At 54.3% G+C, this 12,831-nt stretch carries 10 protein-coding genes; 7 read left to right on the forward strand and 3 right to left on the reverse strand.

Features of this window, described 5'->3' with window-relative positions:
- The first annotated feature begins 157 nt into the window (after positions 1–157).
- Positions 158–670, forward strand: a complete 513-nt coding sequence (locus tag AC2AXP_RS09660; RefSeq protein ID WP_004961316.1) for a host-nuclease inhibitor Gam family protein — start codon at positions 158–160, stop codon at positions 668–670.
- Positions 671–717: 47 nt separating this feature from the next.
- Here the strand turns inward: AC2AXP_RS09660 and katE are convergent, their stop codons facing one another.
- Positions 718–2,991 carry a catalase HPII gene (gene katE, locus AC2AXP_RS09665; protein ID WP_198772948.1) on the reverse strand — a complete coding sequence of 758 codons (2,274 nt, stop codon included), beginning with the start codon at positions 2,989–2,991 and terminating at the stop codon, positions 718–720.
- Positions 2,992–3,245: 254 nt separating this feature from the next.
- On the opposite strand from katE, the gene AC2AXP_RS09670 reads away from it, so the two are divergent.
- Both AC2AXP_RS09670 and AC2AXP_RS09675 read left to right on the forward strand, forming a co-directional pair.
- Positions 3,246–4,355: a YbdK family carboxylate-amine ligase gene (locus tag AC2AXP_RS09670; protein WP_004961312.1), complete on the forward strand. Its 1,110-nt coding sequence runs from the start codon at positions 3,246–3,248 to the stop codon at positions 4,353–4,355.
- Positions 4,356–4,462: 107 nt separating this feature from the next.
- Complete coding sequence (locus AC2AXP_RS09675; RefSeq protein WP_004961310.1) at positions 4,463–4,639, forward strand: hypothetical protein; 177 nt, start codon at positions 4,463–4,465, stop codon at positions 4,637–4,639.
- A gap of 11 nt (positions 4,640–4,650) precedes the next feature.
- Here the strand turns inward: AC2AXP_RS09675 and AC2AXP_RS09680 are convergent, their stop codons facing one another.
- The gene (locus AC2AXP_RS09680) at positions 4,651–5,538 is read right to left on the reverse strand and encodes an AraC family transcriptional regulator (RefSeq protein ID WP_004961308.1); all 888 of its coding nucleotides are present in this window, start codon (positions 5,536–5,538) and stop codon (positions 4,651–4,653) included.
- 113 nt (positions 5,539–5,651) lie between these two features.
- On the opposite strand from AC2AXP_RS09680, the gene AC2AXP_RS09685 reads away from it, so the two are divergent.
- The 3 genes from AC2AXP_RS09685 to AC2AXP_RS09695 all read left to right on the forward strand — a co-directional run bounded on the left by AC2AXP_RS09685 (position 5,652) and on the right by AC2AXP_RS09695 (position 8,037).
- Positions 5,652–6,476 carry an oxidoreductase gene (locus tag AC2AXP_RS09685; protein ID WP_004961306.1) on the forward strand — a complete coding sequence of 275 codons (825 nt, stop codon included), beginning with the start codon at positions 5,652–5,654 and terminating at the stop codon, positions 6,474–6,476.
- A gap of 191 nt (positions 6,477–6,667) precedes the next feature.
- Positions 6,668–7,261, forward strand: coding sequence for a hypothetical protein (locus AC2AXP_RS09690; RefSeq protein ID WP_004961304.1), 594 nt, complete (start codon positions 6,668–6,670; stop codon positions 7,259–7,261).
- Positions 7,262–7,263: 2 nt separating this feature from the next.
- The gene (locus AC2AXP_RS09695) at positions 7,264–8,037 is read left to right on the forward strand and encodes a DUF3307 domain-containing protein (RefSeq protein WP_088499728.1); all 774 of its coding nucleotides are present in this window, start codon (positions 7,264–7,266) and stop codon (positions 8,035–8,037) included.
- A gap of 29 nt (positions 8,038–8,066) precedes the next feature.
- On the opposite strand, the gene mgtA is transcribed toward AC2AXP_RS09695, so the two are convergent.
- Positions 8,067–10,766, reverse strand: coding sequence for a magnesium-translocating P-type ATPase (gene mgtA, locus AC2AXP_RS09700; protein ID WP_484381595.1), 2,700 nt, complete (start codon positions 10,764–10,766; stop codon positions 8,067–8,069).
- Between the two features lie 678 nt (positions 10,767–11,444).
- Between mgtA and AC2AXP_RS09705 the strand changes: the two genes are divergently transcribed.
- On the forward strand, positions 11,445–12,830 hold the full coding sequence (locus AC2AXP_RS09705) for a CoA transferase (RefSeq protein WP_198772949.1): 1,386 nt from the start codon (positions 11,445–11,447) through the stop codon (positions 12,828–12,830).
- The last annotated feature ends 1 nt before the right edge of the window (position 12,831 follow it).

Here is a 12,831-nt window from a genome sequence, read left to right on the forward strand (position 1 = left end):
ATATGCCAGCAAGGTTAATAAAAATTACAATTTACACATCTTTAAACAACTCAGATAAATAACAAATATCGATTTAGGATTATTCTTATAAAAATAAACCAACGCATGTTCACAGTGATTATCATGGTCACTTTTTTGTCACAAGGGAAATACCGCCATGCGTAACCACAGTGAAACATTCAATTTGCAAGACAAACCGAGAAACCGCGATGATATCGCCGAGGCGATTAAACGACTTGGCGAACTCGATCGAGAAATGAGCGCCCTGGAAAACGAGCTCAATGAAAAAATAAGCCAGTTGACCGACCGCTATATGACCAGCATTAAACAGAGCAAATCCCAGTATCAGAAGCTCTATCAGGATATCGCCATCTGGTGTGAGGCCAATAAGGAACGGCTGTTGACAGACGATGGCAAAAAGTCCGTCAATCTCATCACCGGTGAAGTGAAGTGGCGTATCCGCCCCCCGGCGGTGATTGTCAACGATCCACAGCAGGCGTTGGCCGCTTTGAAACGCTTTGGCCTCAATCAATTCATCCGTACTCGGGAAACGATTAACAAGGAGGCGATTTTGCATCAGCCGGAACAGATTAAAGGCATTGCGGGTATTGCCATACTCGAAGGTCAGGAAGATGTCATTGTCACCCCTTATGAAAAGGCGCTCGATTAACCCTCGGGCAGCATAGCGTCACGCGCCGTGCTGCCCGCCAGGAAACGCTACGCGGGGATCGCCGCCGCTTTGGCACTGCGGCTCCATACCCGGTGTGCGGCCAGCGCCTGAATAAAGCGCTCCATCATCTCGCCTTTCACCGCCCTGGCCTCGATGACGCCCTCTTCTGCCTGCTCATTCCCATGCCACAGCGACTTCAATTGCAGCGCATCACCGCTCAGACCAATGACCTTGAGGTGCTTGTAAGCCTCCAGCAGATAATGCTGGGCATCACCGCTGCCTAGCAATGCAGCGGCCGCACCGTCAGGCACCAGTACCGCATCAACGGTAATGGAAGGTGCACCGGCGAAGGTGGCATCGATATGAATCTGCGAACCGTCGCTGCCCTGCAACACGCCCTGCGTAGCCGCCAGCAATTTAGCGTGCACGCCGCGTTTTTTCAGCTCTTTGAGCATGCTCAGCAGGTCATTGGATACCACACCCGCCCCCAACAACACGGCGACAACACGGCCTTTAACGCTACCGCCCGGCATGGCATACAGACTCAACGCCGGATCTTTTTGCAGGCCGTTGACCGGTTTCGGCGCTGGCGTTTTCAATACGCTGGCCGACAGGGTAATGCCCAGATTGAACGCCACCTTTTTCGCCAATGTGGTATCGATATGCGCCAGTTTTTCCACCACGCGCTGACGGATATAGGCGCGTGCCACTTTGCCCAGTTCAAACGAGAACGCATCAATGATGTGCTGCTGTTCTACCGGCGTCTGACTCAGCCAGAACAGCCGCGGCTGCGCATAATATTCCTGGAACGACTCGCTCCTTTCACGAATTTTATGCGCATCAATCCGCTCGGCGTAACTGGCAAAACCGCCGCCGCTAGCCGAGGGCGGCGTTTCTCGTGGCCAGTTATTGTTGATTGAATTCGGGCTGTAGTTGGCCGGATTGGTGTCGATATCCATCCGGTGCATGCCGTCGCGTTGCAAATTGTGATACGGGCAGGTCGGTCGGTTAATCGGTATTTCGTGGAAGTTCGGCCCACCCAGACGGCTAATCTGCGTATCGGTGTAGGAAAACAGGCGCCCTTGCAACAGCGGATCGTTAGTGAAATCAATCCCCGGCACAATATGCCCTGGGTGGAATGCCACCTGTTCGGTTTCGGCGAAGAAATTGTCAGGGTTGCGATCCAGCACCATTTTGCCGACCAGCTCTACCGGTACCAGTTCCTCCGGGATCAGCTTGGTGGCGTCCAGCAGATCAAAATCGAACTTGAACTCGTCTTCTTCCGGGATCAACTGTACTCCCAGCTGATATTCCGGGTAATCGCCGGCTTCGATAGCCTCCCACAGATCGCGGCGATGAAAATCGGCGTCCTTGCCCGCCAGTTTTTGCGCTTCGTCCCACAGTAGCGACGCTTTACCCGCCACTGGCTTCCAGTGGAAACGCACAAACGTGGCTTTGCCCTGAGCGTTAACCAAGCGGAAGGTATGAATACCAAAACCTTCCATCGTCCGATAGCTGCGCGGAATACCGCGATCCGACATCGCCCAGATCACGTTATGCAGCGTTTCCGGCTGGAGCGAAACAAAATCCCAAAAACTGTCGTGGGCGCTGGCGCCCTGCGGGATTTCATTATGCGGTTCCGGTTTCACCGCATGCACGAAATCAGGAAACTTGATTGCGTCCTGAATGAAGAACACCGGCGTATTGTTGCCAACCAGATCGAATATGCCTTCCTGAGTATAAAACTTGGTGGCGAAACCGCGGATATCGCGCACCGTATCCGCCGAGCCGCGAGAGCCCTGCACCGTTGAGAAACGTACGTAAACCGGCGTTTTTTGCCCTTCATGTTGCAGGAAATCCGCTTTGCTCAGGTGCGCCAGGCTTTTATATAACTCAAAATAGCCATGCGCCGCCGAACCACGCGCATGCACAATGCGTTCTGGAATACGTTCATGGTCAAAATGCGTGATCTTCTCGCGCATGATGAAGTCTTCCAGCAGCGTCGGCCCACGCGCGCCAGCCTTCAGCGAGTTTTGATCGTCACCGATACGCGTCCCCTGGTTAGTGGTCAGCGGCTGTCGATCGTCATATTTGCGATTGATCTCTAACGCCTTGATTTTGGCACTGGCCGGCCCGGTTTTTTTCTTGCTGCCGGGCGCAGTCGGCTCTTTGCCTGGCGCGGTCGGTTTTGGGCTAGGTAAATGTGAATTATCTACCGGCGCGGTATCCCCCAAATGAATCTCATCTGCAGGATTGCCTGCCGATACTTTTTTCATTTTGGTGGTTTTATCCTGCGGTTTTGCAATAGGTTTTTTCGACATTGTTTCACCTTATCCAAACGTTGAGAAATAAAAGCCAACGCGGTTATATTCAGCCTTAAAGGGTAGACCAATATCCGTATGCACTCCAATCGGATAACGTAACGGAAAATAACGCTAACAGCACCATCACCTGACGAATAAAAAACATAAAACACCGCCACTTAGCGGCTAGGCTTCGCTATTTACCCAACTAACTGGTAATAGGCTGAAAGCACATTATAATTATTAAAAGCGCATTCATTGCGGAGGTGAAAATGCCTCGTAAATTCAAGCCATCCACGCCTCTCAGCATTGGCACGGAAATAGAACTCCAACTGATTGATATTAAAACCCTCAACCTGTCTGACAAGGCGGCGTTGATTGTCGCGGATATCAATGATAAAAAACACATTAAGCACGAATTAACGCGTTCAATGCTGGAAATCAACAGTTCGGTACATCTTCAGCTGACTGAGTTAAAACAGGAACTGGCAGCCCAGGTGCAACGTGTACGCGCCACCGCCCAGCGGCATCAGTGCGACGTCACCGGCGGCGGGCGCCACCTGTGCAATGACTGGAAAGATCAGCTGATTACCAATGCACAACGCTATAAAAAATTGGCGACGCGCTTCGGTTATATCAGCAAAATGGCCTGTGTGTTCGGCCAGCATATCCATATCGGCGTGAGCAACGGTGATGAATCGATATATTTATGCCACGCGCTAACGCCCTATTTCCCGCAACTTCTGGCACTTAGTGCATCTTCACCTTATTATCAGGGCGAAGATACGCTATTCGCCAGCTCTCGCTTCAGCGCGCAAAATTCCTTTCCCAACTATGGATGTATTGAAAAAATATATTCATGGCAGGAGTTTACTGAATATTACGACACGCTAACCTCTGCCGGCGTTATCGAAAGTATCAAGGACATCTATTGGGATGCGCGACCAAAACCGGAGCTTGGTACGGTAGAAATAAGAGTCTGTGACACGCCATTACATATTAGCCACGCGGCAAACCTGGTGGGATATTGTCGTTTAATTGCCCGTTATCTATTGAAAAATCGGCATGAAATCATCCCGGAATATAACGCGTTCTCCATGTACAACAAATTGAATGCCTGCCGTCATGGATTGCAGGCCGATTACGTCGATGCCCAAACGTTACAACGTTGCAGCCTGGCCGAACATATCCTGACGACGCTGACCCGACTCCACCCAGAGGCCGTTGATGATGAGGAGCGCCAGTTGCTGCAAACGCTTGAACGTTTTGTCCGGCGTGGGGCCAATGATGCCGATAACATTCGCCGCTTGCTGGACAGTGGTTTAACACAGCCGGAGACCATCAAACGCATGTGCGACGCCCTGCTGGTGCCAATGAGTTAACTTTCGGCTATCGATTCCATACGCCAAAGCGTCTGTTCATTATGTGCGCTTTCCCTACAATATAGCTGAATGAAAAAACCGCACTTAACCATTACCGGGGGCACTTTATGTACAACTTTTCGCGCTATCAGGCCAAAGAACTGGCTTTGGCTTATATGAGCGGTAAACGGCATGATCTATCGCCGCAAGAATTCCTGCAACAGCTGAAAAACACCGAAAAATCATTTGACCATCTGCTCAAACACGGCTGTGAACCACGCGAGGTGCTGGTAAAAAGTTTTTAACCCGGCCAGCGCTACGCTGAATAACGGCCTGCTTTTCGCAACTCGCTAGCGTCTTTCGCCGGCGGCATGCCAAACAGCCGTGCGTATTCCCGGCTGAACTGCGACGGACTTTCATAACCCACGCTGAACGCTATGCTACCAACATCCCGCTGTTGCGCCACCAGCATATGGCGCGCCTGTTGCAGACGAATGCGCTTTTGATATTGCAATGGGCTGACACCGGTTACCGCTTTGAAGTGCCGGTGCAATGAGGATGGACTCATACCACAATCAGCCGCTAACTCAGCAATTTCAAACGGTTGTGCATAATGTTGATTGATCCATTGCGCCGCTCGATGCACCTGCCCCAATCGGCTGTCAGGTACGGCAATTTGTCGCAACATCGCGCTCTGCTCGCCTTGCAACAGGCGGTAGAGGATTTCGCGTTCAATCAGCGGTGCCAGGGTCGAAACATCCTGTGGATGATCCAGTAACCGTAGCAGGCGTACGATCGGATCCAGCAAATCGGTGTTCAGGCTATGTACGGCGATTGCCGCGTTGGGACTTACGCCGACCGGGGCCGGCATGCCAATCGCCAGTGACGCTAATTGTGCACAATCCAATTCCAGTCCAAGGGCCAGATAGGGTTCGGTTTTGGTGGCGCAACACACCGCACCGCTCAGCGGCAGCGCCACAGAGGTAATCAGGTAATTTGCCGGATTATACTCAAACACCTTTTCCCCCAGCGAAGCGCGTTTCGCCCCTTGCGCCACAATGCAGACCATCGGCTGGTAAACCGCCGGGATTGCTGCGGTCAGACAATCGGATCGGGACAACATCACGCGAGGGATCGCCGTAATGTCGATCATCCCACGACAGTGCCTGTCGATTAAATCACCCAATTCATCAAGCTGCTGCATCTTTCTCTCCACTACGATTTGCCAGTTTTAGGCAAGAATCAGCCAGTAATTGGCACTGCCAGCCAGACGATGCCGCGCATACTGGACTCTGACTTTACAGAGAGGAACAACGTATGAGCAAGACATGGTTTATTACCGGCGCTTCCCGCGGGATCGGTGCCGAAATTGTCAAAGCGGCCCTGACGGCAGGCGATAACGTGGTGGCAGCAATGCGTAACCCCTCGCCGTCGCCCCCTGATGGCGAGCAACTGCTGACGGTCAGACTGGACGTCAGTCAGCCCGAGCAGATTACCCAGGCGCTGGCCGCCGCTAGCGCACGTTTTGGCAGGATTGATATATTAGTCAACAACGCCGGCTACGGTGAACTGGGGTTGTTCGAAGAAATTCCACCGCAGATGGCCGAGCAGCAGTTTGCCACCAATGTGTTCGGCCTGTTTAACGTCACGCGTGCCGTATTGCCACTGATGCGCGCCCAACGTGGCGGGATGATTTTTAATCTCTCGTCCATTGGCGGCATGGTCGGCGGTGCTGGCGCATCGCTGTACTGCAGCAGTAAATTTGCCGTGGAGGGATTTTCCGAATCGCTGGCGGCCGAAGTGGCGCAGTTCAACATTGCCGTTACGCTGATCGAGCCGGGCTATTTTCGCACCGACTTTCTTGATGATCGGTCGGTGCGCTTTGCCGCAGCCAGCATTGATGATTACCGTGCCCTGTCACAACAGTTCACCGACGGCATGCAACAGCGCAGCCATCGGCAAGCCGGCGACCCGAAGAAACTCGCTGATGCCATACTGCAACTCGCGGCAAGCGAACGCCCCCCGATACGCTTTCTCGCCGGCAGTGACGCGGTCGAGGTCGCGGAAAACAAAATCGCCACGCTGAGCCAGGAGCTGGCCGCCTACCGCCAGCTTTCCATCAGCACCGATGGCGAATTCTAAACGCCCCCTGCCCACCGCCTTGCGGGGCGGTGCGGCGGTTCCCCGCACAGGCTCCTGCGCGGCCAGCATCCATCGGGAAATGTTCGCCTCTGGATACGAATGTGCTTTAAATTCGCCTCTAGATACGAATTATTGACAAATTCGCCTCCAGGTGCGAATTTATTGTTCTCTGTCCCCTTGGTTCAACGCCTATGAAAGCACAACTTAGCGTTATTACCGGTGACCTGGTCAACTCGCGCCACGTCGATACCGCGCATTACATTGCGCAGTTACGCCATCTGCTCAACAAACTCCAGCAGGAAAACTGGCTACAGCATTTTGATATTTTCCGCGGTGATGCCTTCCAGGCGGAGTGTAAACCGGAACATGGCTTGCTGTTGGCGGTCTATCTGCGTGTCTCGCTAAAGGCCGGCAATGCCGAATGGGATGCGCGCATCGCCGTCGGACTCGGCAGCCGCAACGCAAGGCGCGCGGGTTATGGCAGTGCCTTCCTTAATTCTGGTAACGCCATGGACCAGATGACAAAAAGTTGCAAGCTGGCTCTGAAAATTGACAACCAGCGCGCCAACGCCATTGTCAACGATCTGCTGCCGATGCTAGATCATACCCTCAGCCGTTTGTCGCAGGCCGAAGCGCACGTCATGCAGGCACGCATGTTTGCCGACAGCAATGCGCAGGTAGCAAAAAAACTGCAAAAAGCAGCGTCCACCGTTTCTGCTACGCTAAAACGCGCGGCTTATGAAGAAACCATACGGTTCGTCGAGGCGATTAACAGGATCATTTAAGTATGGAAATCACCTACGCTCCTTTGTTGCTGTGGTTGTTGGTGGGCCATGTGATAGCCGACTTTCCGCTGCAACCGCTCAGTTGGGTGCAAGACAAGGCCAGGCATCGTGCCCGTTCGCGCTTATTGGTGTTACATGCGCTGATCCATGGCGCCGTGGCAGCATGGGTGGTCGCCGCCTTTGGCGGGATCTACGGCGGCATAACGGCCGTCGGGGTGCTGGCGGCACTGATTTTTATCAGTATTAGCCACTATTTGATTGATTTAATAAAGGTCACGCTATTGAGGCAGCTTCAGCACGTCGGCGGTTTTCTGCTCGATCAGGGCCTGCACCTGTTGATGCTGCTATTGCTATGGCTGTTTGTCACGCCAAATGCCTACATGCTTACCGCCATTGCGGCGCTGCCAGTGACCGGTTGGCATATTGGGCTGTTGGCATTGGCCTATTTGCTGATTTATATGCCGATGGGGATTCTGATTGGCCAGTTTCTGGCACGCTGGACTCCACAGATGCCACCGTCGGCCAAGGCAGACGACGACTCACTGTTACGCGCCGGCAAGCAGATCGGTTATTTGGAAAGGACGCTGATCCTGACTTTTGTGCTGATCGGCCAACTACCGGCCATCGGTTTTTTACTGGCGGCCAAATCAATCTTTCGCTTTGGTGATTTACGCCAAAGTGATGACAAAATGCGTACCGAGTACGTAATGCTCGGTACGCTGTTCTCATTTACCCTGACCATCATGCTCGGGCTGTTGATCAAGGCATTATGGTAGCCGTCGGGTAACGTTCGCGGCCCTCACCGTTAGAGCCATTCGCCGAAGCGGCGAATATAAAAACGCTTCATCAACTGCGCAACAACGCAGTAGCTGACCAGCGTGGCGACCAGCCATGGGAAGTATTCCCACGGCAGCGGCTGCAGGCCAACCCAGGCGCCCAATGGCGAAAAGGGAATATAAATACCGATCGCCATCACCAATCCGGTCATCAGCAGCACCGGCAATGCTGCGGTGCTCTGGATGAACGGAATTTTCTGAGTGCGCAGCATATGCACCACCAGCGTTTGCGACAACAGCCCTTCAATGAACCAGCCGGACTGGAACAGCGCCTGATGCTCAACGCTGTTGGCAGCAAACACGAACCACATCAAGGCGTAGGTGGTGATATCGAAAATCGACGAGGTCGGCCCAATCCATAGCATAAAACGACCAATGTTCTTGGCGTCCCACTTGCGTGGCTTGCGCAGAAATTCTTTATCCATCTTGTCCCATGGCAAAGACAGCTGCGAGATGTCGTACATCAGATTTTGAATCAGCAAATGAATCGCCAGCATCGGTAAAAATGGAATAAACGCGCTGGCAACCAACACCGAGAACACATTGCCAAAATTGGAACTGGCGGTCATGTTGAGATACTTGATGATATTGCCGAAGGTTTCGCGGCCCTTGATAACGCCCTGTTCCAGTACCATCAGGTTTTTTTCCAGCAGGATGATATCCGCCGACTCTTTGGCGATATCGGTAGCGGTATCCACCGAAATACCCACATCGGCATCACGCAGCGCCGGGGCGTCGTTAATACCATCGCCCAGAAAACCGACGGTGTGGCCATTTTCCTGCAACATTTTCAATACGCGTGATTTTTGCAACGGTGTCAGCTTGGTGAACAGGGTGCGCAACTCGACTTCATGCGCCAACTGACGATCGTCCATTTGCTCGATTTCCGCCCCGGAAAGCGGCGTCCCCGGCTCCAGCCCCACATCGCGACAGATTTTGCTGGTAATCACCGGGTTGTCGCCGGTTAATACTTTCACCGCCACGCCGTTTTCCTGCAACGCCGCTATCGCCTGCTGAGCACTCTCCTTTGGCGGGTCGAGGAACGTCAGCAGTCCTTCGATCACCATATCGCACTCATCGGCTACGCTAAGCGGCAATTTACCGCCTGTTTCTCCCAGTTCGCGCGTCGCCAGCATCAAAACGCGAAAGCCGTCTTCATTATACCGAGTGGCCAGCGCCATCAGCGCCGCACGCCGCTCGTCGTCCAACGGCAAAGTCTGCTCACCGTCCCTCACCCAGGTGGCGATCTGCAACATTTCTTCTACCGCGCCTTTGCAGATCAACAGCGGCTGCCGGTTTTCCTCGCTGACCACGATCGACAGACGACGACGAATGAAATCAAACGGCAGTTCATCCAGCTTCCGGTAACGCCCTAATGCCTCAATGCCGGGTTTGTCGCGGCCAAAACGGATCACCGCCTGATCCATCAAATTTTTCATGCCACTCTGATGGACGCTGTTCAACCAGGCCAGTTGCAGCACCTGGCCATTGCTCGCTCCCGTCGTATCCAGGTGGTGTTCCAGAATGATGCGATCTTGCGTTAGCGTACCGGTTTTGTCGGTGCATAATACGTCCATCGCACCGAAGTTCTGAATGGCGTTCAGCCGCTTGACCACTACTTTGCGCCGCGACATGGCTATGGCGCCTTTCGCCAGGTTGGAACTGACAATCATCGGTAACATTTCCGGCGTCAGGCCAACCGCAACCGCCAAGGCAAACAGTGCCGCTTCGCCCCAGTCACCTTTGGTAAACCCGTTGATCAACAGCACTACCGGCACCATCACCAGCATAAAGCGGATCAGCAGCATGCTGACGCTGTTCACCCCACGGTCAAACGCGGTTTGCGAGCGGCTGCCGACGATCGACTTCGCCAGGGAGCCAAAATAGGTTTTGCCCCCGGTTGCCACGACCACCGCCGTGGCCGTGCCGCTGGCGACGTTGGTGCCCATCAGGCAGACGTTGGCCAGTTCCAGCAATTGACTTTCGTTGGTAACGTCGGTATCGCAGGACTTTTGGCTGACGCAGCCGAGAACGTCGTACTTTTCAATCGGGATCGCTTCGCCGGTCAGGATCGCCTGGCTGATAAACAGATCGCGAGACGTCAGCAAACGTACGTCTGCGGGTACCATATCGCCGGCTGACAGCTGAATGATATCGCCCGGCACCAGTTCACGGATCGGAACCTCCATGGTCAGCGGCTGACTGCTGAAGCTGCTGCGACGCAGCACCGTCGCAGTGGTGCGCACCAGGGATTTCAGCGTCTCGGCGGCCTTGTTGGTACGGTATTCCTGCCAGAAGCGCAGCAGGCCACTGAGGGTTACCATGATCAGAATGATGATTACGCCAGTGAGATCGGTTTCTTCACCGTGCCGGGCGGGCAACCAGTAGTCGGTAAAGAAACCGATCGCCGCCAACGCCATCAGTACAAAAATAAACGGATTGTTGAATGCGCTGACCAGTTGCACCAAGGCGTGCGGCGCTTTTTCATGCGCGACCTGGTTGGCACCAAAATACCCCAACCGTTCTTGCGCATCCTCTTGCGTCAGACCGATGCGATTGCAATTTAAATTGGCCAGGGTTTGATCAAGGCTGTTTGACGCCTCTTGAGCGATGACGTAGGGCTCGCGGCCTTTATTATTACGACGAGTCTTGTGATTAATATAGGACATAACGCTATTCTCTTTATTTATTACGCGCGCAGGCTCACCCCGCCCGAATAATAGGTGTCTTACACAGAAATTGATTTTTCTTTCGCGTTATTAGCAGCGAAATTACACGCTAAAAAAACGAATTAATAACGGTTCTGGGATGATCGTCCATGACGCCTCCTTATCACCGGCTACGGTGAATAAAGCAAGATCGGCTACTCGGCAGCCTCTGCCTGGCGCTGCCGCCATTACGCCGAGCAAAACTCAGCGTCGAGGCGCAGGCTGGCCTGGAGGGAAAAGACTAAAGCGGAACAGTGCCATAATAACGTCCGAATTGGATCTCCCAATACCGCGAGGCACTGGGCAGAATGAAAATACTCGGGGATGCACGACTCAGAAAACAGGGAGGGTGCCGCCCGCCGGTTAGGCAAGCAGCAAAATCAGAAGAGATTGGTCAGCTTGCCTTATTGATGTTATCGCAACTAAAACTGTCCAATTGATTTCTCCTGTGAAATTTTGAGCGAATTATAATGACGTAAGCCAATACTGTAAAGCGTAAATTATTAAACGAAATATAAACCCGAAAAATAATTTAGCGAACTATTCCGACCACCGTAAATAATAGCGCAAAGCATAGCAGCCACTGTCGTCGTGGACTACGCTATGCGCATACCTTTTTTTCACCCTTGGGAGCATCCGATGAATACCCTGACGCATACGCTGCTTAGTGATATCTGGCAGAGCCTAGGCCATACAGAAACGCCGTTCGGGCAAGTGACCGTTACGGGCGTTGGCGAGCTAAGCTCGGAGTTTCCGGTGACCGAACTCGCCACCGCCAGTTGGGCCGCTGCTGGGCTGAGTTGCGCTCGTCTGCTGCAACAGCGTTACGCCAACGTGCCACAGGTATCTGTCGATCGGCGTTTGGCGTCATTGTGGTTTGGCTGGACCCTGCGCCCCGTCGGCTGGACGCTACCGGCTGCCTGGGATCCGTTGGCCGGCGACTATGCGACCTGCGATGGCTGGATCCGCCTACATACCAATGCCCCACGGCATCGTAAGGCAGTGGAGCAGGTTTTGGGCGAGCATCCCGACAAAGGATCACTGGCAGCAAGCGTGCAAAGTTGGCAGAAGTCCTCGCTGGAGCAGGCGATCGTTGAAGCCGGCGGCTGCGCGGCGGAAATGCGCACCACCGAACAATGGCGGCAACACATACAGGGCAAAAGCGTGGCCATGGAACCACTGATCCATCAGTCGCTGCAAGCGGAAGTCGGCGCAGCGGATTGGCCGCTACCGACCGCACGGCCGTTGCAGGGGGTGCGCGTGCTGGATCTGACGCGCATTATCGCCGGCCCGGTCGCGACCCGCTTTCTCGCCGGCCTCGGAGCCGACGTTTTACGCATCGATCCCTACGGCTGGGACGAACCCGGCGCGGAGCACGAAGTGACGCTCGGCAAGCGCTGCGCCCGCTTGAATCTGCACAATACGCACGATCGAACGACCTTCGAGCAGTTGTTAAGCCAGGCCGACGTGCTGGTACACGGCTATCGCGCCGGCGCGTTGGAAAAGCTGGGCTACGACACGGAACAACGGCGCACACTGTCTCCCGGGCTGATAGATGTCTGCCTGAATGCCTATGGCTGGAGCGGCCCCTGGCGCAGCCGTCGCGGCTTCGACAGCCTGGTGCAAATGAGTTGCGGACTGGCGGCGGAAGGCATGGTCTGGAGTACCTGCGATATGCCACTGCCACTGCCGGTACAGGCATTGGATCACGCCACCGGTTATATGATGGCCGCCGCGGTGCTGGAGGGAATGTGCCAGCGGCTGGCGCGGGGCACCGGCTACAGCGCCCGGCTGTCACTGGCGAGAACCGCGCAACTGCTGTTTGACAATCCGCATCCGCAGCATCACGTGCTTTCCCCGCTGCAACCGGCACGGCTGGAGGATGAAAATCCCGAGATCGAACTGACGACGTGGGGGGCAGCGCAGCGCTTGCAGGCTCCGCTACGGTTGGATGGCACCGCGCTACAGTGGGCGCGGCCGGCGAATGCACTGGGCAGCGCAAAGGCCGAATGGCTGCGCCGCTGAA

The organism is Serratia sp. Sp408 (genome assembly GCF_057180665.1).